Origin of the sequence: Paenibacillus sp. FSL M8-0142, assembly GCF_038597315.1 — a bacterium.
Taxonomy (GTDB): domain Bacteria; phylum Bacillota; class Bacilli; order Paenibacillales; family Paenibacillaceae; genus Paenibacillus_AQ; species Paenibacillus_AQ lactis.
The window spans coordinates 290601-317305 of the sequence record NZ_CP152008.1 but is presented as its reverse complement, the minus strand read 5'-3'; the positions used below and the strand labels follow the sequence as shown (position 1 = coordinate 317305).

Sequence of the window (26705 nt, the reverse complement as noted above, 5' to 3'; positions counted from 1 at the left end):
CTTCGCCCTCCAGCTCTCCATTTTAAGAGGATATTCCCGACAGTATGCGCAGCGCTTCCTTGCCCGTACCGATCTTATAGCCTGAAGCCGTATACCGGATCTGGTCCTGACTGTCCAGCACGAACAGATGCGGAAATCCGGCTTCGCGGGCCGGCGATTTCGAGATGAAATCAGGCAGGGCCGAGTAGCTGGCGTCACGCGCAAACACCGTGCGCTGCGGCAGCTTCGGATAGCTGGCAGGATCGAACGAAGCGGTCCATTCCTTCTCTCCGATCACCAGGACAATCGGAACGTTAAGCTGATCCAGCGACTCCGCCAGCTCACTCAATTCGCGGAGCAGATGCTTCGTCGGCTCGCGCTCCGGCTCAAGCCAAGCGGCTATCGCGCCTTCGGCACCCAACAGGTCTCCCATAAGCGCAGCCTTTCCATCAAGCAGGGCCAGCCCATGCTCGCGCGTAAGCGTGCCGAGCACCGGAATCTCTTCCCGGGTGTCGCGGAACGTCAAGGATACCGCAGCGGTTCCGTCTGCACGGACTGTAAAATAGGTGAAGCGCACTCGAACCGTGCCGTCCTTGAGACGGACACCGGTCGTTAAGCGATAAGCCCCTGCCTCGACCTCGAACGGATCATCATATACGTTAGACATGCCGTATGGATAAATCAGCGTCTTATATACGCCGTTCGTAAGGCGGGCGAGCGAAAAGTTCTCGCCGTAGGAGGCGGACGGCACGTCCTGTCCGGCATTCGAATCCTTTAACAGACGCAAGAGACCCCATCCGCCGGCTTCCTGATTCGCCTCACGATCAGCGCTGCCGGCAGCGTCCGGCTGCAGCGAAGCCTCTTCCCAAGCGCCGTTATGCCAGTACTGCGGCTTCTGCTCGCTCGGGTGCAGCCGCGCCGGGATGCCCAAGCTGCGGCATACGGCGACGAACAGAATGTCCAGCGACTCCGAATCGCCCTTCCGCAATCGGAAGGTGCCTGCCGGGTTGCCTTTCCCCTTCAGATTAGGAAGGTCCTCCCACAGCTCGAAGCCATCCGCCAGGCGGCCTGCAAGCTTCGCCGGCGTTACCCGGAAGGCTGCGATCTCTTCAGGGGTAAAGGTCCCCTGGAACAAACGGCGATACGGCACGAGCATTTCAAACGATACGCGCGGACAGAGAATGTATGGGACGAACAGTTCCTCCGCCCAGCTCCCTTGATGCTCCATCGCACCGGCCAAATGATCGTTCAGCGTAGGCCGGAAGGTATCGATCAAGTCCTTCTCGTTCAGAGATTCCAAGAGCCGCAGCGGCCACTCGCCATACTCGCCGGACTGCTCTTCAAGGAAAGCGGCAATCTCTCTGCTGTTGCCCCGGGCTTTATGCAGGACGTCCCACACCCGCTCCGGCGGCAGCCCGAGTCCGCGGGCGATGCTCTCCGCCTCCTCGGCTTTCAGGAAGGTATCCTCGTATTCGGTCCGGATCCTCGTCCCTTCCTCCAAGCGGCGGTTATGGCGTTCCAGCTCCTCCTCGGACGGCTGTTCATCGGCATCCCCCTGAGCTTCGGGAGGAGGAACCATATCGAAATCAACCGTACCGACCGGCTGCGCCGCTTCGGCGACCACGATTTGCACCTGCTCTCCGTCCCCGGCGCCCAGCTTATGCTCGCCCCAAGCGCCGTCTTTCACGGCACGGATCAGCACGTCGCCATAGCCCGTCTTGAACGAAGCTTCCCCCTGCTCATTGGTCGGCAGAATCGCAATCGGATACAGCTCCGCCATGTTATACAGCTCGAAACGCACCTCGGCGCCGGCCACCGGTGCCCCGTTGTTATCCTTGACTTTGACATGGATCGTGCGTGTTCTTGCATAATTCTCGAGCAGATTGATTTCGGTAAACCACTTATCGGCCAGCGTAATATCCTCCGGTCCAGGGTAATCGGCGAAAATCCGGGTGTTGATCAGCATCGCTCGCCGTGCGGGCGGACTGAACCAGCCTTGATTCAGGCGGGCTTCCGGCTCGCATGCGCCGATGTAATACCATTGCCCGTCAGCCCATGCCTCCACCCAGGCATGATTGCTGTCGCAATGGGCCCAGCGCGGCGTATATACTTGACGGGCCGGGATGCCGATGCTGCGCAGGGCGGCTACCGCGAGCGTGGATTCCTCGCCGCAGCGTCCGCGCGCGTTCCGGATCATCGTCAGCGGCGATATCGTCCGCAGATCGCTCCCGATGTACGTTGCCTTCTCATGGCACCAGTAATTGGTCTCGAGAATGGCATCCTTCATCGATAACCGCGAAGTTCGCTCTGCCAGCGCATCATATAGAATGCCGCGGGAATCCTCGATATTTTCCGTGTTGACGCGGTAAGGCAGCACGAAGTGCAGGAATAGATGATCCGGCACTCGATTTCCCCAAGGCACCTGCTTTCGGATCGCCAGCGTCCGGCGCACATGGCTGAGGAACAGCTCCCCGTCGTAATCGGCCATGTCATTCACCGGCATGTAGGCGTATAGATACTTCAAAGCCCACGTTTCCTCTTCGGTCAGCTCTTGGTCAAATATGCCGAACAGCTCCTGCTTTCTGGCCTCACCCAGGATCAGCTTCTCTTTGAATTTCGCCTCGATGGTCTCCCGCATATCGGGTTCCAATGAAAATGCGGAGGTTTGAATGGTCATATCGGCTTTCACTCCTTCCACAGCTTCCCGTCTTCCCGTATACAGATCACGGCGCTGCCGTCCGAGGACGGTGCGGTGATCTGGAACAGGCCGCGGGTCGTTTCGATGACGGGCTCGATGCTCCATGAATCCTCGCCCATCAGCAGCTTCAAATCCTTTGTGAATTCGCCATGCCCTTCGTAATAATTGCGCTCGCGGTAATAGAGCTTGCGGAGCTCCCATTTGATCCGCTCGTCTTTTGGCAATTCAAAGCCCGAGCCCGCTTCGCCCTCCGCGAAGACGACGTAGCCCCACAGCTCCGGATAATGCATATTGATGATGCCCATCGGCGACCAGACCCAGTTGTCCTCCGGGTATGGCTTGCCTGTCTCCGGATTGAGCACCTTGCGGTATTCGCCGTCCTGCACCTCTGTCCGCCATTCCACGCGGGAGAAGTTAACGCGCCAGAATTCACCCGGCACCGGCGGACGCCCCTCCTTCGCACATTCCCGCAGACTGCTCCAAGGCATCGCCACTTCCACGCTCCACTTCCGGTTATCCGCCCCGGGACGGTTCAGCTCTCCGTCGATATGCACGGCGGTCTTTAGCCCTGCGATATCCCAGCCGTTGACCGGAGGCCCGCCGTCCCGGTACGGCTTGACCAGCAGCAGATCCCATACGGTATTCAGCGCATTGATTTCGAACTCGTAATATTGATGACTATCCCCGTCCGGATCGATAAAAATCTCAAAATCATTGTCGTAAAAGATCACCGAGTCCCGCTCGGTCAGCGTTGCCCAGATCTGATCCTCGATCAGCTCCGCCGCGAAGTAGAAATACTCGTCATCCCACAGCATTTTGACCCGGGTCCGCTTTTCGGGCTTCGGCCTAAGATCCCCCTCGATATCCACGAAATCCTCGGTCCATTCCGCCGCTTCCCAGAACGGCTTATCGATCCGTCCATCCAGCTCAAGGGGCTCCTTCGCACGACGGCATATGTAATGTTTCGGAGCATATTCGATCTGCGGCTCCGGCACTCCGCTTCGGTTCATTTCATTCCCTCCGTTTGACCCGGGAGGAGGCGCCGGCTGCATAACCCGCGCCCTCCCGGCGATTGTTTAGTTATGGGTGACAACGGCTCCGGAGCCGCCGTACATCTCCAGCTCTTCGTCAAACTCAAGTTTCAGCACCGTTACCTGTTCATGAGCATCTTCCGGAGTCATATGGATCCAGGTCGTTCCCGGAATGTTGAACCATGGCACCCCGCCATGAATTTCGTGGGTCAGCTCCTTGCCCGAATGCAGCACCGTAATCCTCTTGATCGGGTTGCAAAGACCTTTCAGGCATACATTCTCCTTCGGATCGTCATAGACGAACAGGTACAGCGTCTTGCGGTCTTTCGAAATGGTGCTTCCCCCTAGATAATAACGGGTCATGATGCCTTCCCCGGTTCCGAATACGGCCTCTTCATGCGTCCGGATCCAGTCGCCCAGACCGAGCAGAATGTCCTCCTGCCGCTTGTCGATCGTGCCGTCTTCCCGCGGGCCGATATCGAGCAGCATATTGCCGCCCATCGAAATGCAATCGCAGAACATCCGAATGATCTGATTCAGCGATTTGTACTTGTGATCCGTCGGCACGTAGCCCCAGGATGTATTGATGGTCGTGCAGAATTCCCACGGCCCCTCCGGCCTCGTGATCGGAATGCCCTGCTCCGGCGTCTTGTAATCGCCATGCCCCTGAAGCCTTGAATTGATGATCAGATCCGGATTAAAGGACTTTAAATAATCCTTGAATGCCGGCAGGTTCCACTGCTCGGCGCTGCGCTCCCAGTCCCCGTCGAACCACAGCAGGTCCACCTTCCCGTAATTCGTCAGAATCTCGCGCAGCTGCTGATTGTTAAATTGAAGGAACCTCTGCCATCTCTCCTCATCCTGAACGCCGTCCACCGGGCTAGAGAACCGGTTGACGCTCCCGAGGTCTTCCGGAACGCGGCCTCCTTCATACACGGTCGGATAGTCCGGATGCGACCAGTCGATCAGCGAAAAATACATCCCGAGCCGAAGCCCCCGCTTCGTCACCGCTTCGGCATATTCCTTGATAATATCCCGCTTCGCAGGCGTCCGCTTGACCACATTCAAGTCGCTGTACTGCGTATCCCACAATGCAACGCCGTCATGGTGCTTTGTCGTCAGCACCGCATATTTCGCGCCGGATTTCTCGATCAGATCCGCCCAAGCCTCGGCATCGAATTTCGATGCCGTAAAGCCGTCCAGCTGTTTCATATACTCCTCATAGCTGATCCTTCCGTTATAGAAGGACCAGGATTCGGAGACCCCGTCCACCGCGTAGATGCCGTAGTGGATAAAGATCCCCAGCTTCGCCTCCTCAAACCATGGCTGCATATCGTCCGCACCTTTCCCCGATGTACTTGTAGCTTTCTTAAGCTTCCCGAGCTGTCGGCCTATCCCTTAACGGATCCGGAACACATGAGCGATCGGCGCCGCCCCATGCAGCTCCCTCTCCGGCAGCCGTACCGCGATTCCGTTCTCCGTCCGGCGGTAATCCAGCACCTCCTGGCCGCCGATCAGGTCGATACGGCTCGGCTCTGTCTGAAGCGGAAGATGCACTTCCCCGGCAACCTCCTCCTGCTCGTCCTTGTACAGATAGAAGGCGTACGTTGTGTCCCCTTTTTGAGTAAAATGCACGTTCTGGACGGAATACGGCTCGCAGGTCCGCGTGCCATAGATAGCATCGCCGTATACCTTCAGCCATTCGCCCATGCCCCTCATCCGTGAGATCGCCGTCTCCGGCAGCCTTCCGTCCGGCTGGGGCCCGATGTTGAGCGCCAGATTGCCGCCCTTGGCCACGATCTCCACGAGCAGATGGATCAGCTGGCGCACCGATTTATAACGGTCCTCATACCGGAAGGAGAACGACGTTCCCATCGTGATGCAGCTCTCCCAAGGAACGTGCAGGGCACGCTCAGGCAGCGTCTGCTCCGGCGTAATGAGATTCTCGTAAGGTCCGCCGACCGTCCGGTCCGCCGACAGAAGCCACGGCTGAATCTCGCGCGCTTTCTCCACGACCTCGCCCAGCCGGATGTTCTGATCCCGATAATCATTCACCCAGCCGGCGTCAAGCCACAGCACGTCAATCCGGCCATACCTTGTCATGAGCTCCATGATTTGCTGATGCGTAAATTGGACGAATTGCTCCCATAACCAAGGGTATTCCTTCGGATTATAGCTAGGCCCCCGCGACGTGAAGCTGCCGGCTTCCATGCCGGGCGCCCAGTAGTAAGGCGTATGCCAATCGGCTTTGGAGAAGTAGGCGGAGATGCCAAGCCCCCTTGCCCGGAACGCATCGAACAGGTTCTTGGTGATATCGGCGTATTTATGCCGATGAAACGGACAATCCGTGCCCGTGATCCGGTAGTCGGTCGTATGGGTATCCCACATGCAGAAGCCGTCATGATGCTTCGTCGTAAAATTCAAATACTTGAAGCCGTTATCGGCGGCCAGGTCCGCCCACAGGTCCGGCTGGAAGCGCAGCGGATTGAACGTTTTATTCAAGTCAAAATACTGCCGCTTGAGCTCCTCCGCGTCGATGTCCCAGTCAATTCCGTCACGCGACCATTCCGCATCCTTATCGCTAAGCGCCCAGGATTCAACGAGCCCCAGCTGGGAATAAGGGCCCCAGTGCATCATGAGCCCCAGCTTCTGGTCCTTAAACCATTCAAGACGCTCCAGCAGCAGCGGATCCTCCGGCTTGACCCATTTGTCTTCACTGCTGTAATTGTGGACGCCTGCCTCCACGACCGGCTGCTCTTCTTCGATCAGCTTGTTCTCCGACATGTTAATACCTCCGAGTAGGTTGATTGTTCGTCACCGGGCGATTCGCTTCGGGCGGTCCGCAAGCCGCTCGCCGGTTTCGCTGCATTCCTCATTCATCCGTTTAAAAATAAGAGCCAACCCCCGGTCTGAAAGCCTAGACCGGGATATGTTGGCCTTTTGTTGTTCTTGTTATAGATCTGTATTATTTATTGGTGTTCCAGCGGTCGTAAGCGCCTTGGTACAGCTCGACGATGCGGTCGCCGCCCATCTTCTTAACCTGCGCTACATACTTATCCCAATTTTCAAGCGGCTCTTGGCCCGTGATGAACTTCGCTTCCATCTGCTTGACGTAAGTGTCCAGATCGGACATCAACGCCGTAGCCTCGCTTTGCTCCTCATTGGTCAAATACACGTTAGGGAATGGAGCTTTGCCGATCGGCACCAGCTTCTCTTGGTTTTGCTGATCGATCCACTCATCAAATTCGGTACGCAGCCCTTTCGCCACTTCAGGATCGTTGATGCCCGGCGTCAGAATGCCGTAGTTTGGCGTGATTTTACCGCGGTATTCCTCACGGTCGCCGCCATCCGGAACAGGAAGCCATTCTTTCACGCGGTTCTCTTTATCCTTGAACTTCCAGAGCACGCCTTCAGGTCCTTGATTGAACAGCGTCGAACCTTCATAGCTGTAGAGGTAGTCGATCCAGCGCATGGTCGCTTCAGGGGCAGGGTTCTTGCTGGAAATGGCGAACGTGCCGCGTGCCGACATGCCCGGATGCTTGCCGTATACCGGAGATCCTTCGATTTCGCTCTTCACCGGCGTCATGAGCGGATGCTCGGTGCTAGGCTCGCCACCCAGGGTGAAGTACGGATGATAGTCGTTGAATAATGCGAGCTGATTGTTTTCGCCTTTGGCTTTTTTCTGGTCTGCCGTCTGGGAGAAGGTTTCGTGATCCAGCAGCTCTTCCTTCCACAGACGGTTCATGAATGTCAGGTAGCCCTTATAGCCTTCTTCTTGGAAAGGATAATGCACCTTTCCTTCCTTGTCGGCATAGATGCCTTCGTTGTACATGCCCCAGAAGCCGAAGAAGTACATCCGCAGGTCATCCAGCTTGACGGAAGTCAGCGGAATCTCGTCCTTCTTGCCGTTGCCGTTCGGATCCTCTTCCTTCACGCGCTTCAGGAACGTATACAGCTCTTCGGTCGTTTTCGGCTCGCTGACATTGAGCGCCTTTAGGAACTTGCCGTTATACCACATCGGTCCGCGGTACCATACCGCTGCGGTATCGATAAACGGCAGTGCATACATATGGCCGTCCGGTGTCGTAAACGATTTGCGCACATCCGGATGCGCATCCAGAACCTTCTTGATGTTCGGGGCATAGCCTTCATCAATGTATTTCTCAAGCGGAATCAGGATGCCTTGACTGCCGTAAGTTACCTGCTCAGCCGGCTTCAAATCCGCAGCGTAAAACATATCCGGGAGATCACCGCTTGCAAACACCAGGTTCTTCTTCGTCTCGAAGCTGTCGATCGGCGAGAGCTGATACTCCAGCTTGATGTTCGTCAATTTCTCCATCTCTTGCAGGACAGGCATCGTCTTCCAGTCCGCCACCCCGGCATCCTGGGACATGACCGTCAGCGTAATCGGCTCATCGACGATCGGGAAGCCTTCCTTCTTGACCTCCGTGCTGCTGGACGTTCCGGAAGGTGCGGCAGAACCGCCGTCTCCCTTAGGCGAACCACAGGCTGCAAGCATGGCTGCCGACAAGGTAAGACAGAGTAAAACGGATGATGCCTTACGAAGCTTCTTCATAACAACAACTCCCCTTTTTTGGTGTAGATTATGGTTTAAGATCAGCCCTTTACAGAACCAATCATAACACCCTGCACAAAGTAACGCTGAAGGAATGGGTAGATGACAATAACTGGCACCGTCGCGACGATGATGACGGCATATTTGACCAGTGCGGCGATTTCAGCCTTCGAGTTCATGGCGGCAGCCGATGAAATGTCGATGGCTCCTCCGCCTTGGGCCGCCATCTCCTGCAGAACCAGAATTTGGCGCAGGAAGAGCTGCAGCGGATACTTCGCCGCATCGTTCAGATAGATCATGGCGCTGAAATAGCTGTTCCAGTGCCCGACGCCATAGAAGAGCGCCATGACGGCGATGATTGGCATCGACAGCGGCAGCACGATTTTGATGAACAACCGGAAATTCGTACATCCGTCGATATGAGCGGCTTCCTGCAGCTCCTTCGGAATAGTCGACTGGAAGAACGTCCGTGCAACGATAATGTTCCAGATCGAAGCGGCTCCCGGCAAAATGAGCGCCCACATGCTGTTGATCATGCCGAGATCCTTGACGAGCAGGTAGCTCGGAACGAGGCCCCCGCCGAAAAACATCGTGACCAAGAACATCGCCATGAAGAATCCACGGCCTACAAAGTCGCTCCGGCTGAGCGCGTAAGCGGCCGGCAGCGTGACAAGCAGGTTGACCGCCGTTCCGATCACGGTATAAATAATGGTGTTCTTGTAGCCGATCCAGATATTCTGGTTCTCGAACACCCGAGCATAGCCCTCGAAGGTAATTCCTTTAGGGAACAGCCACATTTCGCCCGAGGCGACGGCCTTCGGATCGCTGATCGATGCGCTGACGATATACAGCAGCGGGTACAGAACAATGACCAACGCGATCGTTAAGTACAGATAGTTGCAAAATAGAAACAGTTTATCTCCGTTGCTTTCTTTAACTCCGGATGCCATGCGTAATTCCTCCTTCTACCACAGACTGTTTTCGCTGGTGCGCCGCGCAATTTGGTTGACCGTGAGCAGCAGAATCGCATTGACCACGGAGTTGAACAAGCCGACGGCTGTTGAGAAGCTGTACTGCGCATCCACCAAACCGGAGCGATAAACGAAGGTCGAGATGACATCGGACGACTCCATATTAAGCGGGTTCTGGAGAAGCAGGATTTTCTCGAAGCCGACGCCCAGGATGCTTCCCATATTCAAAATCAGCAATATCGTAATGGTCGGAACGATCGCCGGAAGATTGATGTGCAGAATCCGCTTGAACCGGCTGGCACCGTCCACGACGGCAGCCTCATGCAGCTGCGGGTCCACGCCCGACAAGGCTGCCAGGTAGATGATCGTTCCCCAGCCCGTGCTCTGCCAAACCCCGGACAGCACGTACACCGTCTTAAACCAGGCAGGGTCGGTCAAAAATTGGGGCGGTGTGAATCCAAGAAACTCCACCAGATTGACAATCATGCCCGTCGAAGGCGTCAAGAAGGTAATAATCATACCGGACATGACGACCACCGAAATAAAATGCGGTGCATAAGTTACCGTCTGTACCGTCCGTTTGAAGAACGAGTCCCTCACCTCATTAAAGGCAAGCGCCAGAATGATCGGCAGCGGGAATCCTATAGCAAGCTCGTACAAGCTGATGCTCAGCGTGTTCCAGAGCAGGTCCCAGAAATAATAAGAATTAAAGAAGCGAACGAAGTGGTCGAATCCGACCCACGGGCTTCCCGTTATCCCTAATGTCGGGATGAAGTTTTTAAAGGCGATTTGTATCCCGTACATCGGCCCGTAATGGAATATCAGAAAGTACAGAAATGCGGGGGCGATAAACAGGTACAGCTCCCAGTTTCGGACCATCCTCCTCCATAAGGTATTTTTCTTGCGGCTTGCCGTTGTGTTAACCGATATGCTCTGCGACAGGGCGGTGTGGCCATCTTGCTGCATCGGTTTCTCCCTCCTCTTCTAATGAAAATCCGGTCAATTTAAGAGGCTGTTCAAAAAGCCGCCTTCTGATCTCGTAGCCAATCAAGGTGCTGATAGACCGACTTTTTGAACGCTCGCTTTAAGGATAAGCACCCCTGTTCAAATGTAAGGAAAGAGGTTCCTTGAGCACACTTCCTCATCTGCGGGTTTGCCGCACCGGAAAATGTTAACGCTTACATCCCAAGTGTATGGACTGCGTACCGATCCGTAAATATGTCATTTTCAATGGTCATTGTAAGCGGCTACAATCGTTGATCCTACGCGGTTTTGGCCATTTTTGCGCAGCTTGTCATTGTCATTTCGGCCAAGGAAAACATGTTGATTTTGACCGCAGCCAACGCTTTGGCATACTGTGCAAACGATTCGCGCCGTCTTGACAGATGCTGGATAGGAACGCTAAGCTTCAAAAAAACAGCCGTATCGCAAATCTCACATATTTTATTGAAACGAGGTTGAAACTCATGACGGAATCCCCTTGGATTTTAGCCGGATATGCGGGACGCAGGGTTCTCTCCGAGGTTACGGCAGAGGACGCGCTGCGACTCACCCATCTGAATGTAGCTTTTGCCCACATCCGGGAAGGCGCCATTTCGTACCCCCATCCGGAGACTGCCGATGAAATCCGCCGGCTGAAATCGGTTAACCCTAAGCTTCAGGTTCTGCTGTCGGTCGGCGGCTGGGGCTCCAGCGGCTTCTCCGAGGCAGCCGCCTCGCCGGAAGCAAGGGTACGCCTTAGCGAATCCGCTAATGAAATTTTGGAGAATTACCCTTTTGACGGAATCGACCTGGACTGGGAGTATCCCTGCTATTCCGTTGCGGGCACCTCCGCTTCGCCTGACGACAAGCGGAATTTCACGCTGCTGCTTCAGGCGCTCAGAGAGTCTCTGGACCGGTTCGGGCGGGAGAAGCACCGCCGCTATATGCTGACCATTGCCGCAGGAGCCGATCAGTATTATATAGATGGAACCGAGATCGACCTCATCCACCCCTTTCTGGATTTCATACAGCTGATGACCTACGACATGCGGGGCGGCTTCCAGACGTACACCGGGCACCACGCGAATCTGTATACGTCCACCGGCGATCTGTTCCGGATCAGTGCGGACGCCTCGGTCCGATTATTCACCGCGGCGGGGGTGCCGCGCGAGAAAATCGTCATCGGAGCTGCCTTCTATTCGAGACGATGGAACAACGTGCCAAACGTGAACAACGGATATCTCCAGGTCGCTCCGGCCGCAGGCGGTTACGGTCCGACTTATACGGAGCTTGCGGCTCAATATTTGAACAATCCCGCCTTCACACGGCATTGGGACGACGAGGCGAAGGCCCCTTACCTGTTCGACGGCAGCAGCTTCATCAGCTACGATGATCCCGAGTCGTTAACGCATAAATGCCATTACGTAAAGGAGCAGCGGCTTGCAGGGATCATGTTCTGGGAATACAGCTGCGATGGGACACGCAGCCTGCTGGATGCGATGCATAAGGCGCTCGTTCTTGAATGATCGCCCTCTCTCAAAGCCCCCCTTTCTCTAAATGGATTGTCTTCAGTTACGGCCTGTTTCTCTTATTTGGAGAAGCAGGCTGTTCTTCGTTCGTGTGATTACACAGATGCAGAATGTTTAGATGTGTAATGTTTTATAACACCAAATTGCCATCTGTTCAAATCTGTGCTTGTTGCTTGTTTTCATTCTAGGGGACCCCCCTCTTCGCGTAAATATGTCGTTTTAATCGAGATGAAATGCTGAAATCCCCTTGATACAACTAGGTTTATTCCGCATGATATGTTGATTTTGTCCTGTACGTCCAAATCCATGCACAAGGTTTACATCACCGTTCACACATAAAAAAGCCGCTCCCTTTTGTTGGGGCGGCCTTTAAACAATCCATTTTCTATCACGAATATTACGTTTCATGTTATATATATTAACTCATTTTGCTGTTCTTCGATCATCATTGGTGACGTCACCGAAGAATCGGATCGAGTACAGCGCACACAGTCCCACAATCGTGTAAACGATCCGCGAGCCTGCAGAGCTCTGTCCGCCGAACAATGCGGCGACCAGATCGTATTGAAACAAGCCGACCAGCAGCCAGTTGATGCCGCCAATGATCAGCAGCAAGAGCGCAATGGTATTCCACGTTCTCATCGTCTTCCCCCCTTATATGAACCGAATGTTGATGAACATCTTGAATCGCATGCTATATAAGATGAACGATTGAACGGGATGCAGGGCAAGTGCGCTAAAATTCTCCTGCAAATCGCTGCTGCTCCGACCTCATTCTTTTGGTTCATTCTATATAGTTCTAGTAGTTTTAGTATCTAGTTTTAACCTTTTCTTGGCATTGTAATCATCCAAGCGCAAAAAAACATCCTCCGTAAAGAAGGATGCTGCGATATCCTGCGATATCAGGATGTTGCAATGAAGGTCACTCTTTGGATTTTTGCAAAATCCTCATGTAAATGACTTATTGATTTTCGCGATCGATGGAAGAACCGCTTACGTATATTTTAGAACATTCCCTGTCTGCTCCTAAGCAGCTCGAGAAATACTTCCACGGCTTTCGTATGATAGGGAGTCTTCTGTGAAATGAGGGAGAAGCGGCGAATCACGGGCCTCCCGTTCGGCTTCAGCATATGGAGGGTGCCGAGCTGAAGCTCCTTGCGAACCACAAATCGTGACAGCAGCGTGACGCCTAAGCCTGCTTCGACTGATTCCTTGATCAGCTGTGTGCTGCCGAATTCAACCACATGCCGGGGATGAAAGCCGCTAGCAGCGAACATTCGCTCCGTCGCCTCGCGGGTGCCTGAGCCCTGCTCGCGCAAGATCCACGTCTCCGTTTGAAGCTCCGCCAGCGGGATTTCAGACCACGGGTCATAGCGCTGCCCGCGCGGAACGACAACGACCATTTCGTCCTCGGCGAACGCCTCAATATGCAGCCGCTCGTCCTGATAATCTCCCTCGACGATACCGACATCCGCCTCGTGCCGCAGGATCATTTCCGCCACTTCGGCCGTGTTTCCGATGGTGATGGTAGGACGGATTAACGGATACTGCTGTCTCAAGGAAGCGATCATCCGGGGGAGCAGATACTCGCCGAAGGTATAGCTGGATCCGATCGACAAATCGCCGCTTGCCCGATGCATCACATCATCCACAAGGGTGTTCATGCGCGTATATAACCCCAGGATCTCCTTCGCGTGATGATATACGATCTCTCCCGCTTTATTCAGTCGAACATATTTATTGCTCCGATCCAGCAGCCGCGTCCCCAGGGAACGCTCCAATGCCCGGATATATTGACTTACCGCAGGCTGCGTCATAAGCAGCTCCTCCGCTGCCCGGGTAAAGTTCCCTTTCTCAACGACGGTCACAAATACCTCTAACGCCTGATCCATTTCCTCGCCCTCTTCCTCCCTATACATTCGTTTATGTTGGACAGCTCCATATTATCATAATCAAATACTTATCATTACTATTATTATGATTTATTTTTCTTATTTAATAAAGTGGGATACGATAGGTTCAGACCAACCGAACAAACCGGAGGTTATGACTTATGGCTGAACCTGCGCATTCCCAATCGCAAGCCGCCAAGACCGGCCCTGCAGCAGCCCCGAAGACCCCGTCGATGACGGCTGTCATCGGCGGCATCGCATTTACGCTGGCCATCGCCCTCATCGGCTTAGCGCTCGCAAACCTTCCAGGTCTTCGCTATCTCGGCCAGTTGGCTTGGGCGATCCTGATTGCCGCCGTGTACCGCCAGATTCGCGGCTATCCGGAGGCGCTGCGGCCCGGAATCCAATTTACGGCCAAGCGGCTTCTTCGTCTGGCCATTATATTGTATGGGTTAAAGCTGAATATCGGCATCGTATGGCAACAAGGCCTTGGGCTCATGCTGAGGGATGTCATCAGCGTTGTGTTTGCCATCGCCGTGACACTGCTCATCGCCAAGCGGCTTAAGGCGGATATGTCCCTGTCCCTGCTGCTTGGGATTGGAACAGGCGTATGCGGGGCGGCTGCCATTGCAGCCGTATCGCCCATCGTGCAAGCCAAGGAAAAGGATACCGCGCTTGGGGCAGGGATGATTGCCTTTGTCGGTACGATTGCTGCCATTCTCTATACCTTGATACAGCCGTTACTGCCCTTATCCGATGCCCAGTTCGGAATCTGGTCGGGCGTAAGCCTTCACGAAATCGCTCATGTAGCGCTTGCGGGAGCATCCGCCGGCGAGGAAGCCTTGACGCTCGCCCTGCTCGCCAAGCCTGGCCGTGTTTTCCTGCTCCTGCCCCTGAGCGTCGTCCTGGTGCTCTGGATGAAGCGAACGCATCCGAATGAAAGCAAGGCCAGACCGGAGTTTCCCTGGTTTCTCATCGGCTTTATGGCAGCAAGCATGCTGGGCAGTTGGGAATATACCGGACAGCCGATGATTCCCCTTCCGCTCAAGGATGCGTTGTCGCAAATCGCCTCCTTTCTGCTGGCGATGGCGATGGTAGGCCTCGGATTGAATGTTCATGTCAAAGATTTGCGCAGAGCCTGGAGACCGCTGCTGGCCATGGCCATAGCGACGATCCTGTTGGTCCTGCTGACTTACATGTTGGTTTGAATACACCTGCTCCCGCTGTCTGGGAAGGCAATGTCTGCCGGCGGAAGCAGGTGGAATCCGTAGGCTGCGCCGCCGGAATCGTCAGGAACACCGGCAATTTCGAGCGTGTTGGAGAGTCTGGAAATCCTCGCGCCCCATGACCCGTGCGGCCCCGTTATCATCCGGGGCCGCACGTTTTTTTATACGCAAATTCGTTGTGTCTCGCCGTTTTGCTCGTCTGTTCCATGCCATATTCGGGAACAATTGAACTGTGGTTTAACACGGTATGCTCCCCGGGTATGGTTATGGATATGGATAGCTATACCCTGTATGACATAAACGCAAGCCATCTTTACAGAGGAGATGAACGCAAGAATGCAGCGAAATCATACGATGATGCAATTTTTCGAATGGCATGTCGCCCCTGACGGAAAGCATTGGAAACGTCTGAAGGAAGCGGCGCCCGAGCTCAGCAAGGCGGGCGTCGATACGGTATGGATCCCACCGGTAACCAAAGCGCTATCGGCGGAAGATAACGGCTACGGTGCGTATGATCTGTACGATCTGGGGGAGTTTGATCAAAAGGGCACCGTACGTACGAAATACGGCACGAAGCAGGAATTGATCGATGCCATCGCGGCCTGCCACAAGTACGGGATCGCCGTCTATGTGGATCTCGTGATGAATCATAAGGCCGGAGCGGACGAAACCGAGCGATTCCATGTGGTGCAGGTCGATGAAATGGACCGGACCAAGGAAATATCGAAGCCCTTCGAGATTGAGGGCTGGACGAAATTCACGTTCCCTGGCCGGGGCGGCAAGTACTCCTCTTTCCAGTGGAATTTTCATCATTTCAACGGGACCGACTACGATGCGGGTAGAAAGCGCGCCGGCATATACCGCATTCTCGGCGAGAACAAATCGTGGAACGAGAAGGTGGACCATGAATTCGGCAACTATGACTATCTGATGTTCGCCAATATCGATTACAGCCATCCCGAGGTCCGCAAAGAGATGATCGGATGGGGTCAATGGCTCGTCGATACCCTGCAATGCAGCGGCTTCCGGCTGGACGCGATCAAGCATATCAACCATGATTTCATCAAGGAATTTGCAACAGCCATGAAGAAGAAACGAGGAGACGACTTCTACATCGTCGGGGAGTTTTGGAATCCGGAGCTTCAGGCGTGCCGAAGCTTCCTTGATCGGGTAGATTACAAGATCGATCTGTTTGACGTATCGCTCCACTATAAGCTTCATGCTGCGGCCAAAGGCGGGCGTTCCTTCGACCTGCGGACGATCTTCGACGATACGCTGGTGCAATCCCATCCAATGAATGCCGTTACGTTCGTCAACAATCATGACTCCCAGCCCCACGAATCACTGGAATCCTGGGTGGAGGACTGGTTCAAGCAGAGCGCTTATGCCTTGATCCTGCTTCGGAAGGACGGCTACCCCGTCGTCTTCTACGGTGATTATTACGGCATCGGCGGGGAGCATTCACTTCCGGGCAAGAAGGAATCCATCGACCCGCTCCTGTATGCCCGGGCTCACCTCGCGTATGGCGAGCAGGATGATTATTTCGACCATCCCAACACGATCGGCTGGGTTCGAAGGGGGCTGCCGGAAGCCAAGCACTCCGGATGTGCGGTCGTTATGGCAAACGGGGATTCCGGCGAAAAACGCATGTATGTCGGCACCCACCGCGCTGGTGAAGAGTGGATGGATCTGACTGGCAACCGGGATGAGCGTGTTACGATCGGGAGCGACGGCTTTGGCGTCTTTCCTGTACACGGCGGCAGCGTATCGGTATGGGCACGGAATACGGACCATCAAAATTGAAGGGCTCCTAACGCGACTCTCCTTGATTGGTTCGGATGATGCACAACAAAAAAACCGGAAGCATCGAATTCGCATATCGCCATGCATCGATTGCAGGCATTTAGGCGAATCATGATCGACTTCCGGTTTTTTTCTCGTAATTGAAGCTCGGCCAGCACGCTCTTAAAGCCTCTATCCTCTCACCTGGAAACGGCGGCGCAGGCCTTCTGCGAGCAGATTAAATGTCACAATGGCAATCATCATCGCACACGCAGGATAGAATACATATTCAAATTTGCCGAGGAATATATCCGTGCGGTGTCTGGCCAGAATGGTCGCCCAGTTCAGCCCTGTCTCAACGAATTCCATCGTATAATAATCGACTTCCTTCCACTCATGCCCCAGAAAAATGTTTACAATCGCAAGCTGGCCGAGAAGGAGCAAAACCTTGCCCATGTCGAGACAGAAATTGACGATCATCTCCGGAAACATGATGGGAACGTAATAGTTCTTTGTCAGCGTTCTGGTACGGAGCCCCAGTGCGGTGCTCGCTTCCATGTACGGCTCCCTGGACATTTTGTAAGCCTGCTCCTGAACGGTGACGGCCACACGTCCGACCTCCACGCTAGCCAGGATCAGAATAGCCCAGGCCAGCCGGTGCTGGGCAAACAGGAGGAACGGAAGCGCCAGCAGCAGCGCCGATGCGAATACCGGCGGCATATAGGAGAACAGCTGGTTCCAAAACGTGATCAGCCGGTGGCAAAACCCTGTTTTCCTACGGGCCATGATCCCCAGCGGAATCGCGATGATGTACCTGACGGCCGCTATGGCCAGGACAAACAGGATCGTTTCCTTCGCGCCGACAACCAATCGGCTCAGATTATCGACCCCTTCCTTGTCCGTGCCGAGCAGGTTTTTGGACGATGGTTTAAAGGCAGGCAGCACGAGCTTCTCTTCACCGTTCTTCATGACCCACCGGGATCGCTCTTTGCTCAAATCCGCGTCGATAAACGGAAGATGGGGGCCGACGAACGCTACAAACACCAAGAAAGCAAGCAATGTGCCTCCGAGCCATAGAGGGATATTTTTCAAGTCCGGCTACCTCCATTCATTTCTTTATCTAGGATCGAAATATTTGCGGGCTGAATGACTAATCCACTGCACGACCAGGAAGAGCAGCATGAAGAAAAAAGCGATGCCGATAATGACGCCCGGTTCATATTCGGGACCCGTACCCGTGTAGGGGTTGAAATCCAGCGCCTGGAACAGCCTCCAGGCTGCGCCCGGATAGTTGCGGTAATACTCGACCACCAGCAAATTCGATAGAATGAATACGAGCAGACCCGGAAGATGCGTCAAGATCGCCGCGATGCCGTTGCGGAGCATGTGCTTGTACACCACGGCCCTGTCGCTGAGCCCCTTGGCCTTTGCCAACAGGATGTACATCTTTCCTTCCTGGGCAAGAAGCGAAGCGGAGGTCACTCTGGCGATAAAAAAGATGGGATAGATCGAGACCAGAAGCGCGGGCAGCGCGAACGCCTCCCAGCCTTCCACGGCAAAATAGCGGACGGCCGGCACATGCTTGACCAGAAACCACTGCACAAACAGCATGAGGAAAAAATCAGGTATGGACTGGAACAGCCATGTTGTCCAATGGCCGAGCACATTGAATTTCGTCTTGGACAGCTTGTAGTCTGCAACCCCTTTCAAAATCCCGACGACAAACCCGATTAAAAGCGCCGAGACGATGACCAGCAGGCTCATGCCGACGGCGACCAATGCCGCTGCCTCTGCCGTCTGCCCCTTATATCGCGACGGTCCGAGGCTTCCGTGCTCGATGATCTGGCGGAAGAAATCGCCTATATATGTAAGGTACCGGTTCATGTCGAATGAGGGATCCGCTACAACCTTATGACCATCCAATGAAATATTGATGTCTCGGGGAATCAGGACGATCAGGACAATGAAGCTAAAGGCCAGCAGGCTGATGATCGTCGATTTGAGCATTTGCGTTTTCAAATTCATATCGGCCTCCTAAGTGTCCTCGTAATACGGAAATTCATTCATATGCTTAATTGGTTATTCTACTACTACCATAATTCTCCTAGTTTAGTCCAGTAAAAAATTACATATTTTTACTCTCTTATATGTTGCTAAACTTGCGATGGAGGTGTATTGCCTGCAGCAATGTTGAACGGTAATCAGCGTCGACGCTCGGACGACAAGCCATAACGCGACCGGTACTGCAAAGAAGTTGCAATGCTTCCCGATAGCATATAATCTGGTTGCATAACCCAAGTGCGATGAAGGAGGTTTACCGGATGACCATTTATGATTACGAGGTAACGACAATCACCGGCGAACGCGAGAAGCTCGAGAAATATCGGGGTCATGTGCTGTTAATCGTAAATACGGCGACCAAATGCGGATTCGCTCCTCAATTCAGCGGGCTGGAGAAGCTGCATCAAACGTACCGCGACCAGGGACTGGCCGTGCTCGGCTTCCCCAGCAGCCAGTTTATGAACCAGGAGCTCGAGGACAATGCATCGATCGAGGAAGCGTGCAAATTGAATCACGGGGTGACCTTCCCCCTTTTCGCCAAAATCGATGTAAACGGCACCGATGCCCATCCGCTGTATAAGCATCTGACCCAACAAGCACCAGGCGTGCTCGGCAGTAAATCCATCAAATGGAACTTCACCAAATTCCTTGTGGACCGGGAGGGGAAGGTCGTCAAGCGGTTCGCCCCCGCCGATGCGCCCGAGAAAATCGAAGAGCATATCAAGAAGCTTTTACAGGCGTAGACTAGGGGAATAGCAGAAAAATGCAGCAGACCTCCTTGAATCTCTCCCTGAACCGATAAAAGTTATACTTTTCTATGACTGAAAAAAAGACGCCTCCCGAAGGGCAGCATAAATGCCTCTTCGGGTGACGCCCTATCTATGGGATCTACTGTTCCATTAACCGTTTCCGCACGCTCCATGGTTGTCGTCCAAACGTTGACGCTGATCATCGTGCAGGAGTCATCATTACACCGCGCGCCGGGCTCGGGGCCTGCCAGTCGAATCCGGCATTTACACCAGGCTCGCTTCTTCCCGGATCCACACGGCCATCTCGTTCTCCCCGCGATTCCCCCACAGATAATACGGAATTGCCTTTAATGTGGCCGATTTCGCCTGCCGCGGCGCTGCCCGGTACAATTCTCCGTTCCAGGACTCCGCCTCTTCCCGCCAGCCGGCTCCTTCGATGACAACGGCGCCTCCCGGCAAATCCGCCTCGAATCGCGACGTTAATTTCGGATCAGCCGCCAGGGTAACGGCCGAGATTGGCGCGCCATTATCGACGCTCTCCCAGCAGTATACAAGCGGTCCCCGCTGAATGGCCGCTTTGCCGGCATTCGCACGAACCAGCGGATGGGCTCTTACCTGAAGAATGTCGAGCGAGAGCGCAAGCTCCAGCGTATCGCCCGAAGCCCAGGCTCGGGTAATGTACGCATAGCCTTCCCGGATCAAGCCTGTCGCCTTCAGCTCCTCTCCATTCACACGGATGACGACTCGGCCTCGGCACCACCCCGGGATGCGCAGTGCCAGTGTCCATTCCGCCGTCTGCGGCGATTCAATGGTAAACGTGACGTTCCCGCTCCACGGAAGCTCGCTGGTCTGCTTGACCTTTACGGCGTTTCCGCGAAGGGACACCGCTGCCTCACCGCCGATGTAAAGATGGGCAAACAACGTATCCTCATTCGAGGTATATACGTATTCGCCGAGTGAGGTCAGCAGTCTCGCCACATTCGGCGGACAGCAGGCGCATGCGAACCATCCCGGCCGGACCGGCTTCACATGATGCTTGCCCGGATCGTGACGGCAGGCATCCGGCCACACCTCGAGTGGATTCACGTAGAAGAAATGGGTCCCGTCCTGCGCCATGCTGCCGATTACCGTATTGTACAGCGCCCGTTCCATCACGTCCGCAAACTCGGATTTCGGCGACAGCTCCAGCATCCGCCGGGCGAAGAAGATCAGTCCAATCGAAGCGCAGGTCTCCGCATAGACGGTATCGTTCGGAAGATCGTAATCGATTGTAAACGCCTCGCCGTGGTGGGTCGAGCCGATCCCCCCGGTAATGTACATTTGTTTATGGACGATGTTGTCCCACAGATTCTCGCATGCCTCCATTAGCGATGCATCTCCGGTGCGGGCGGCCAAATCGGCCATGGCAGTATACATATAGACGGCACGCACCGAGTGGCCCACCGCCACCTTCTGCTCCCTGACCGGCAGATGGCTCTGATGATATGAAAGATGGGGAGCTCCGGATACCGAAGCATAGAAGGAGCTTTTTCCGCGCTGTTCCCACTCTTGATGGAAAAAATGCGGCTCCCTCCCCCGCTCGTCGATAAAGTATTGGGCTAGCCGCAAATACTTCTCCTCATGGGTAACCTCATATAATTTCACAAGCGCCAGCTCAATCTCCTGGTGACCGTCAAAGCCATGGATTTTGCCCTCTTCCGGTCCGAATACCGTATCGATATAATCGGCGAACCGGCAGGCCACATCCAGCAGCTTCCGTTTGCCGGTTGCACAGTAGTGGGCAACCGCAGCTTCGATCAGATGCCCGGCGCAGTACAGCTCATGGCAGTCCGTCAGGTTGGTCCAGCGTTTAGTTGGCTCTTTTACCGTAAAATACGTATTCAAATAGCCGTCCGGCTGCTGGGCATCGGCAATCAGGTCAATCAGCTCGTCCACCTGCTGCTCCAGCTTCGGGTCAGGGTGAATGGCCAGGGAATAGGCCGCAGCCTCCAGCCATTTGGCCACATCGCTGTCCTGAAATACCATGCCTTTATATTCACCCTGCTCCCTGCCGGCGGCGATGCGGAAGTTGGCGACCGCGTGACTCGGCTCCACCCCCGGAATCCGGTCATGAAGCGCCTCGTATTGATAAGGGATGACCACTTCCCTTACCAGCCGGATATAGCGGGACCAGAAGGGATCGTTCAGCTTGACCTGTTGAAGCGGCACCGCAGCGGATCGTTCCGTTACAACTTTCATCGGATAATCACTCCTTGGGATCGTATTGTTGCCTCGACACCTCCCATTCTACGTTTTATGATAGGATGAAAGCGATAAAGGATATGACCCAGTTTTTTATACGATTTCACACATGCATTGAGGTGATTGAGCTGGCCGATTCGAATATTCTATCCATTCCATCCCTGCCCCCGCCCTACTACCTTGAATCCGGTTCAACCTTGTATGCCGCAGGGGATCAGCACCCGAATCGGAGAAATCTTGGCGTATATGATCTCATCCTCGTGCGAAGCGGCTGTCTGTACCTCGGCGAGGAGGAGGAGCAGTGGGAGCTGCACGCTGGAGATCTGGTCATCCTGCTGCCGGATGCCTATCACTATGCGGTGCAGGCATGCAGGGAGGAGACTTATTTTTACTGGCTGCATTTTCAAGCGGCAGCGGATAGTCCCACACATTCAGGCAGCATTTCACACAGCATATTCCTGCCGAAGCTGGCTCATGTCCCATACCCGGATCAAGCCTATCAGCTGTTCGAATCGCTCCACCTCCTCGCGACGGAGCCGCGCTCCATTGCCTTATGGAGGGAGCAGTCGCTGTTTATCGAGCTCATGCAGCTGCTGGACCAGTCAAGGGCCGGGCAGGAGCAATCCCGTGCACGCAAGGTGGCCGAACAAATCGAATCGTTCATCAAAATGCATTACCGGGAACCGATCAGCAATGGCCGTCTATCCGAGAGTCTTCATTTTCACTACAATTACCTGACGCGCTGCATGAAGGAATCCCACGGGGTGACGCCGTCCGAATACCTGCTGCAGTATCGCCTGGATCAAGCGAAAAGGCTACTGCTGACCACCCGTTGGCCCGTGTCCCGCATCGCCGAGCATGTCGGCTTCCAGTACCCTCCCTATTTCACGCGCCGATTCTCGGCACGCTTTGGCATATCCCCGTTGCAATACAGGAAGCAGTATACCGAATAGGGGGGATAGCTGATCGATGTGAGATTGGATTACATATTGGATGAGCCATTGAATTGCAAGTGGGGCACGTACGTAAAATGGTCCTTCGGTCGCCCTCATCCTCTATAAATCACACTAAAAAACCGCCCGGGCTAAGCGCCCGGGCGGTTCTGTGGCATTCAAATCACATGAAGGTTCCTATGGAAAGGCCAAGCCTGGGGCTAAAATGCCTACGTCGCATGTCAGCACATCCGGCGGCTTTGAGGCTGCAAAGAATTGCGGAAAGAAGCTCCTCTTCGCACAAGCTTAGCGGCAATATTAAGCTTCAGCCGGAAGATCCAGCTGCCACGATACGCCGAACTTGTCCACGATCCAGCCGAATTTGCGGCTAAAGCCGTAATTGCCCAGCGGCATCAACGGTCCTCCGCCGTCCAGCAATAGGCTATACAGCCGATCGATCTCCTCGTCCGAATCGCAGGTCAGATAGATGGAGAACGAAGGCGTGAACGTAAAGTCATGCTTCACGTTGCTGTCGATGCACATGAAGGGCTGTCCCTTCAAGGTAAAGACGGCGTGCATGACGCTTCCTTCTTCTCCCGGCTGTCCGGGACCGTACCGCGTGATGCTCGTGATCTCCGAATCCTCAATCAAGGACGTATAGAACGTCATCGCTTCCTCCGCATTCCCTTGAAACATCAAAAACGGCGTCGCTTTGTTCATCTTTCAAACCCCTCTTCTTATCGAATGGATAACATCGGTTAAAGCAGCTTGCGGTCTTTTCAAACACCCATCCTTGCCCTATTTCTCAATTTGCGCGTGGTGGGAAAACTCCAACCATCAGGTCTTTATGAAGGAAATTCGATCGTACCCGTCTCCAAGAGCTGCTTCAGCCCTCCAAACATCAGGCTCCAGCCGTGTTCCGAAGAGCTGTTGTACTCATGCAGCGCCCGCTCCACGTCCTCCGCGGTCCAGCCTTCCTCATGCGGCACGACGATCACCTGCGTAAACGTCATCTCGCAGCCTTCCTCAACCGGCTTCAGCTCGATGGTGACGATATCCTCGGTATCGCTGAATTGCGGCATTCTGAAGGTGAAGACCAGCCTGCGGGGCGGATCGATCTCCCGATATTCTCCGATCGCCCGGTAATCCTTCCCTCCGCGATGGTCGACTATCTCCCAAGTGCCGCCGACATGAGGCTCGTTTCTGGCGATCTTATTGGTCGCCTCCATCGTAAATAGCCACTTCCGCATCATTTCCGGATTCAGCCAGGCGTCAAACACCCGCTCGGGGCTCACTTGAAATATGCGCTTCATGACCAGAGTCGTTGTCGAAGCATTCTCCATAGCTGGAACTCATCCCTTTCTGCATTCAAAATCATCAGGCCTTCCTGTTACCATCGTTACCTCCTCGAGCGAGGTGCAACCCTTTAATGCTCCTCCTTCTTCGCTTTATAGAGCTCGCGCTCCAGCGCGTCGAACTGTCGCGTCCAGAAGCGCTCATAGAATCGAAGCCATTCAAGCGCCCTGGCCATGACATCCCCATTGAGCCGGCAGGTATGGATCCGGCCCTGAACCGTTCGTTCCAGCAGGCCGGAGCGCTCCAGCACCTTAATATGCTTGGAAGCGGCGGCCAGCGACATGTCGAAGGGCTCGGCCAGCTCGGACACCGTCCGTTCCCGCGAAGCGATCATCCGAACCATCTGTCTCCGGGTCGGATCGGCCAGCGCGTGAAAGATATGATCCAATTGTTTCTCATCATTATGTTCAACCATATGGTTAACTATAGGGGATCGCAAATTAAAAGTCAACCATTTGGTTGAATATATATCGTAAAAATATGAGCTGTCTCTTCAACCCGATTCGTCCAGCGATGCCGGAAGAACGAAGCCTTTTACTTTCATATGAGCCAAGCACCGCGCGCTGACACCCACGCACGGTGCGGTTTATCTGGCAGCCCTCTGGACCGCCGCTTAAGGAATGTTTCGAGATATAAAGAGGAGAGTATCTTAAGAACCTAAAAGCCCGTTAAGCATACGTCCGAGCTCCTCATAGCTGGTCGCCACATGATGGGGCTTATGCTCCGATTCAGGCTCAACCCCACGGTGATTAAACCAAATGACATGCCAGCCGGCCGCCAGGGCGCCGACCACGTCATTGCGCCAGGAATCTCCGATATAATAACAGCGTTCCGGCATGGTCCCCGTCCGTTCGTTCACGTGACGGAAGATCCGGGCATCCGGCTTGTCCCATCCGACCGCCCCGGATACGAATATGCGCTCCTGCGGAATCAGATCCCCCAGCTTCATGGCCGTAATTTTGTTCATCTGATGGTCTGCCGGCCCGTTCGTTATTAACCCTACAAGATGCCCGGCATCCTTCAATGTCTGAAGCAGCTCGCGAGCGCCATCGAACATGGTAATCTCATATTGCCGTCCTAGATACGCCCGCTGAACCGCTTCGGCTTCCTCACGGGTCAGCTGTATCCCGAACTCCGCCAAGGCCAGCTGAAAGCGGCGGGTTCTCATATCCTCAACCGCGTCCCCGTAAGCCGCCGTACCGGCCCCTCCAAGCTCTTCGGATAACCGGTCGCTGTAATACCGCATCCGGTGGTAGGCCTTTTCATATGGGAAGGATTCCCGGGGCTGCACAATCGCCTGCAGTGCATCCCGAAACGGTGCCAAATGGTCGTATAACGTATCATCTACATCAAAGAAAATCCCTTTCCGTTTTGATTGCCCAGTCATGCTCATCCCTCTTCCTATCATCGGGTCGCTTGTCTCTATCGGGATCATGCATCCACATCAATATGGTATGCTTGCCGGTAAAATCATCTGTGACCGGTTCCCTGCCACCCTGATCTTCTAATTCCTCTATTGTACATGCTGGACCTCCTGTCACACCACCCCACCCGGGCCGCCAGCTGCTTAAGGCCATGTCCCCCTCCTTTAGGGATGAACCCCTGTTTACCAATGGCGCGCCCCACTCCCCGCTCCATCTGTAAATATGTTCCTCCGCTATGATAAGATAGTTACAAACGAATGAGCAGCCAGTTCCATCGAGAAACGAAAAAGGAGATGAATCGCTTATGACCAAGGACTTGACCGAAATATGGCAAGGGGACTCCGTTCCCGAAGGCAACCGTGTCAGCAACGTGCAGCGCTTTAGCGGCTTCGAAGACACCTATGACCGGCACCGCCCGGAGGCGCCGGAGGAGGTCGTTACCCTGCTCACCGGATATCTGAGCCGCAGACCTTCGCTTGTCGTCGATCTGGGCTGCGGGACCGGATTGTCGTCTTTTGTATGGAAGGACGCTGCGGACCGGATTATCGGCGTTGAGCCTAACGATGATATGCGGGGAAAGGCTCTCGCCAAATTGCAGTCCCTCACGGAGCAGGGGGCTGACGGCCATGCTCAATCGGGCGCCATTACCTTCGTCTCCGGCTATTCGAATCAGCTGGCGCTGCCGGATGGGGCTGCGGACATCATTACCTGCTCCCAGTCCTTTCACTGGATGGAGCCTGCCAGTACTTTAAAGGAGGCCGCACGCGTGCTGCGCGAGGAGGGCGTATTCGCCACCTACGACTGTGACTGGCCGCCCAGCCTCACCTGGAGAATCGAGCATGCTTATCATGAGCTGATCCGGCTGGCCGATGACATCATCGACCGCCGCGTCAATCCGGAGGATCAGGCTTACAAAGGGGATAAAAACGAGCATTTGAAGCATATCCGGGAGAGCGGACTGTTCCGGTTCTCCAAGGAAATCGTTTTCCATCACGTCGAGCCGTTTACCGCAGACCGTTACACCGGGCTTGCCGTCAGCCAAGGCGCCATCCAAACCGTCTTCAAGTTAAATCAACCCGAGCTTCACGAGAAGATCGCGTCATTCCAAGCGATGGTGAAGGAGTATTTCCAGGAACGAACCCTTCCGCTCATGCTCAGCTACCGCATGCGAATCGGCATTAAATAACCTGGGCAGCATGACAGCAGCAGGGGCAGCCTCTCCCGTAAGAAGAAGCTGCCCCTGCTGTTGTTAACATATCAGGTCGTCCGGGCGAGGA

General features: G+C 54.6%; 22 protein-coding genes. 6 read left to right on the top strand and 16 right to left on the bottom strand.

Translation table 11 applies throughout. The features are described 5' to 3' along the window. Window positions 1-22 precede the first annotated feature (22 nt). From NSQ46_RS01430 to NSQ46_RS01400, 7 genes are all read right to left on the bottom strand, one after another. Window positions 23-2656 carry a transglutaminase domain-containing protein gene (locus NSQ46_RS01430; RefSeq protein WP_007128908.1) on the bottom strand — a complete coding sequence of 878 codons (2634 nt, stop codon included), beginning with the start codon at window positions 2654-2656 and terminating at the stop codon, window positions 23-25. An 8-nt stretch (window positions 2657-2664) separates the two neighbouring features. Beyond that, window positions 2665-3687 carry a carbohydrate-binding family 9-like protein gene (locus tag NSQ46_RS01425; RefSeq protein ID WP_144879839.1) on the bottom strand — a complete coding sequence of 341 codons (1023 nt, stop codon included), beginning with the start codon at window positions 3685-3687 and terminating at the stop codon, window positions 2665-2667. Window positions 3688-3753: 66 nt separating this feature from the next. Further along, window positions 3754-5040, bottom strand: a complete 1287-nt coding sequence (locus tag NSQ46_RS01420) for an alpha-L-fucosidase (RefSeq protein WP_342576153.1) — start codon at window positions 5038-5040, stop codon at window positions 3754-3756. A gap of 66 nt (window positions 5041-5106) precedes the next feature. Beyond that, complete coding sequence (locus NSQ46_RS01415) at window positions 5107-6492, bottom strand: alpha-L-fucosidase (RefSeq protein ID WP_210094047.1); 1386 nt, start codon at window positions 6490-6492, stop codon at window positions 5107-5109. Between the two features lie 181 nt (window positions 6493-6673). Continuing rightward, window positions 6674-8284 carry an extracellular solute-binding protein gene (locus tag NSQ46_RS01410; RefSeq protein WP_007128912.1) on the bottom strand — a complete coding sequence of 537 codons (1611 nt, stop codon included), beginning with the start codon at window positions 8282-8284 and terminating at the stop codon, window positions 6674-6676. Window positions 8285-8325: 41 nt separating this feature from the next. Continuing rightward, window positions 8326-9234 carry a carbohydrate ABC transporter permease gene (locus NSQ46_RS01405; RefSeq protein ID WP_007128913.1) on the bottom strand — a complete coding sequence of 303 codons (909 nt, stop codon included), beginning with the start codon at window positions 9232-9234 and terminating at the stop codon, window positions 8326-8328. Between the two features lie 15 nt (window positions 9235-9249). Beyond that, a complete protein-coding gene (locus NSQ46_RS01400; protein ID WP_007128914.1) occupies window positions 9250-10221 on the bottom strand; it encodes an ABC transporter permease subunit in 972 nt (323 codons plus the stop codon). A 500-nt stretch (window positions 10222-10721) separates the two neighbouring features. Here NSQ46_RS01400 and NSQ46_RS01395 point away from each other — a divergent pair, with 500 nt between their 5' ends. After that, window positions 10722-11762, top strand: coding sequence for a glycoside hydrolase family 18 protein (locus NSQ46_RS01395; protein WP_007128915.1), 1041 nt, complete (start codon window positions 10722-10724; stop codon window positions 11760-11762). Between the two features lie 426 nt (window positions 11763-12188). Here the strand turns inward: NSQ46_RS01395 and NSQ46_RS01390 are convergent, their stop codons facing one another. Further along, window positions 12189-12407, bottom strand: coding sequence for a DUF378 domain-containing protein (locus NSQ46_RS01390; protein WP_007128916.1), 219 nt, complete (start codon window positions 12405-12407; stop codon window positions 12189-12191). Window positions 12408-12769: 362 nt separating this feature from the next. Further along, window positions 12770-13657, bottom strand: coding sequence for a LysR family transcriptional regulator (locus NSQ46_RS01385; RefSeq protein ID WP_007128917.1), 888 nt, complete (start codon window positions 13655-13657; stop codon window positions 12770-12772). Window positions 13658-13818: 161 nt separating this feature from the next. On the opposite strand from NSQ46_RS01385, the gene NSQ46_RS01380 reads away from it, so the two are divergent. Then, complete coding sequence (locus NSQ46_RS01380; protein ID WP_342576148.1) at window positions 13819-14865, top strand: putative sulfate exporter family transporter; 1047 nt, start codon at window positions 13819-13821, stop codon at window positions 14863-14865. A gap of 354 nt (window positions 14866-15219) precedes the next feature. After that, window positions 15220-16686 (top strand): alpha-amylase, encoded by a 1467-nt coding sequence (locus tag NSQ46_RS01375; protein WP_342576146.1) that lies wholly within the window; start codon window positions 15220-15222, stop codon window positions 16684-16686. Between the two features lie 171 nt (window positions 16687-16857). Here NSQ46_RS01375 and NSQ46_RS01370 read toward each other — a convergent pair whose 3' ends face one another. Further along, window positions 16858-17757, bottom strand: coding sequence for an ABC transporter permease subunit (locus tag NSQ46_RS01370; RefSeq protein ID WP_007128920.1), 900 nt, complete (start codon window positions 17755-17757; stop codon window positions 16858-16860). Between the two features lie 24 nt (window positions 17758-17781). After that, entirely contained in the window at window positions 17782-18690 is a 909-nt protein-coding gene (locus NSQ46_RS01365) for an ABC transporter permease (protein ID WP_007128921.1), read from the bottom strand. Window positions 18691-18986: 296 nt separating this feature from the next. Here NSQ46_RS01365 and NSQ46_RS01360 point away from each other — a divergent pair, with 296 nt between their 5' ends. Next, complete coding sequence (locus tag NSQ46_RS01360) at window positions 18987-19469, top strand: glutathione peroxidase (RefSeq protein ID WP_007128922.1); 483 nt, start codon at window positions 18987-18989, stop codon at window positions 19467-19469. Between the two features lie 270 nt (window positions 19470-19739). Here the strand turns inward: NSQ46_RS01360 and NSQ46_RS01355 are convergent, their stop codons facing one another. Further along, window positions 19740-21713, bottom strand: a complete 1974-nt coding sequence (locus tag NSQ46_RS01355; RefSeq protein ID WP_340898480.1) for a beta-L-arabinofuranosidase domain-containing protein — start codon at window positions 21711-21713, stop codon at window positions 19740-19742. A gap of 83 nt (window positions 21714-21796) precedes the next feature. On the opposite strand from NSQ46_RS01355, the gene NSQ46_RS01350 reads away from it, so the two are divergent. After that, a complete protein-coding gene (locus tag NSQ46_RS01350) occupies window positions 21797-22669 on the top strand; it encodes an AraC family transcriptional regulator (protein ID WP_232239221.1) in 873 nt (290 codons plus the stop codon). A gap of 297 nt (window positions 22670-22966) precedes the next feature. Here NSQ46_RS01350 and NSQ46_RS01345 read toward each other — a convergent pair whose 3' ends face one another. From NSQ46_RS01345 to NSQ46_RS01330, 4 genes are all read right to left on the bottom strand, one after another. After that, window positions 22967-23368, bottom strand: coding sequence for a VOC family protein (locus NSQ46_RS01345; protein WP_028404052.1), 402 nt, complete (start codon window positions 23366-23368; stop codon window positions 22967-22969). 125 nt (window positions 23369-23493) lie between these two features. Beyond that, window positions 23494-23991 (bottom strand): SRPBCC domain-containing protein, encoded by a 498-nt coding sequence (locus tag NSQ46_RS01340; protein WP_028404051.1) that lies wholly within the window; start codon window positions 23989-23991, stop codon window positions 23494-23496. Window positions 23992-24074: 83 nt separating this feature from the next. Continuing rightward, the gene (locus NSQ46_RS01335) at window positions 24075-24392 is read right to left on the bottom strand and encodes a metalloregulator ArsR/SmtB family transcription factor (RefSeq protein ID WP_342576140.1); all 318 of its coding nucleotides are present in this window, start codon (window positions 24390-24392) and stop codon (window positions 24075-24077) included. 261 nt (window positions 24393-24653) lie between these two features. Further along, window positions 24654-25391 (bottom strand): HAD family hydrolase, encoded by a 738-nt coding sequence (locus tag NSQ46_RS01330; protein WP_342576138.1) that lies wholly within the window; start codon window positions 25389-25391, stop codon window positions 24654-24656. 341 nt (window positions 25392-25732) lie between these two features. Between NSQ46_RS01330 and NSQ46_RS01325 the strand changes: the two genes are divergently transcribed. Next, complete coding sequence (locus NSQ46_RS01325; protein WP_342576136.1) at window positions 25733-26614, top strand: methyltransferase domain-containing protein; 882 nt, start codon at window positions 25733-25735, stop codon at window positions 26612-26614. Window positions 26615-26705: the final 91 nt, after the last annotated feature.

Excerpts from the sequence above, each read along its gene's own strand:
- NSQ46_RS01405 (WP_007128913.1), bottom strand. The coding sequence starts at position 9,234 with ATGGCATCCGGAGTTAAAGAAAGCAACGGAGATAAACTGTTTCTATTT.
- NSQ46_RS01380 (WP_342576148.1), top strand. The coding sequence starts at position 13,819 with ATGGCTGAACCTGCGCATTCCCAATCGCAAGCCGCCAAGACCGGCCCT.
- NSQ46_RS01375 (WP_342576146.1), top strand. The coding sequence starts at position 15,220 with ATGCAGCGAAATCATACGATGATGCAATTTTTCGAATGGCATGTCGCC.
- NSQ46_RS01360 (WP_007128922.1), top strand. The coding sequence starts at position 18,987 with ATGACCATTTATGATTACGAGGTAACGACAATCACCGGCGAACGCGAG.
- NSQ46_RS01425 (WP_144879839.1), bottom strand. The coding sequence starts at position 3,687 with ATGAACCGAAGCGGAGTGCCGGAGCCGCAGATCGAATATGCTCCGAAA.
- NSQ46_RS01330 (WP_342576138.1), bottom strand. The coding sequence starts at position 25,391 with ATGACTGGGCAATCAAAACGGAAAGGGATTTTCTTTGATGTAGATGAT.
- NSQ46_RS01395 (WP_007128915.1), top strand. The coding sequence starts at position 10,722 with ATGACGGAATCCCCTTGGATTTTAGCCGGATATGCGGGACGCAGGGTT.
- NSQ46_RS01350 (WP_232239221.1), top strand. The coding sequence starts at position 21,797 with ATGACCCAGTTTTTTATACGATTTCACACATGCATTGAGGTGATTGAG.
- NSQ46_RS01340 (WP_028404051.1), bottom strand. The coding sequence starts at position 23,991 with ATGGAGAATGCTTCGACAACGACTCTGGTCATGAAGCGCATATTTCAA.
- NSQ46_RS01420 (WP_342576153.1), bottom strand. The coding sequence starts at position 5,040 with ATGCAGCCATGGTTTGAGGAGGCGAAGCTGGGGATCTTTATCCACTAC.
- NSQ46_RS01385 (WP_007128917.1), bottom strand. The coding sequence starts at position 13,657 with ATGGATCAGGCGTTAGAGGTATTTGTGACCGTCGTTGAGAAAGGGAAC.
- NSQ46_RS01430 (WP_007128908.1), bottom strand. The coding sequence starts at position 2,656 with ATGACCATTCAAACCTCCGCATTTTCATTGGAACCCGATATGCGGGAG.
- NSQ46_RS01355 (WP_340898480.1), bottom strand. The coding sequence starts at position 21,713 with ATGAAAGTTGTAACGGAACGATCCGCTGCGGTGCCGCTTCAACAGGTC.
- NSQ46_RS01365 (WP_007128921.1), bottom strand. The coding sequence starts at position 18,690 with ATGAATTTGAAAACGCAAATGCTCAAATCGACGATCATCAGCCTGCTG.
- NSQ46_RS01325 (WP_342576136.1), top strand. The coding sequence starts at position 25,733 with ATGACCAAGGACTTGACCGAAATATGGCAAGGGGACTCCGTTCCCGAA.
- NSQ46_RS01415 (WP_210094047.1), bottom strand. The coding sequence starts at position 6,492 with ATGTCGGAGAACAAGCTGATCGAAGAAGAGCAGCCGGTCGTGGAGGCA.
- NSQ46_RS01410 (WP_007128912.1), bottom strand. The coding sequence starts at position 8,284 with ATGAAGAAGCTTCGTAAGGCATCATCCGTTTTACTCTGTCTTACCTTG.
- NSQ46_RS01390 (WP_007128916.1), bottom strand. The coding sequence starts at position 12,407 with ATGAGAACGTGGAATACCATTGCGCTCTTGCTGCTGATCATTGGCGGC.
- NSQ46_RS01345 (WP_028404052.1), bottom strand. The coding sequence starts at position 23,368 with ATGAACAAAGCGACGCCGTTTTTGATGTTTCAAGGGAATGCGGAGGAA.
- NSQ46_RS01400 (WP_007128914.1), bottom strand. The coding sequence starts at position 10,221 with ATGCAGCAAGATGGCCACACCGCCCTGTCGCAGAGCATATCGGTTAAC.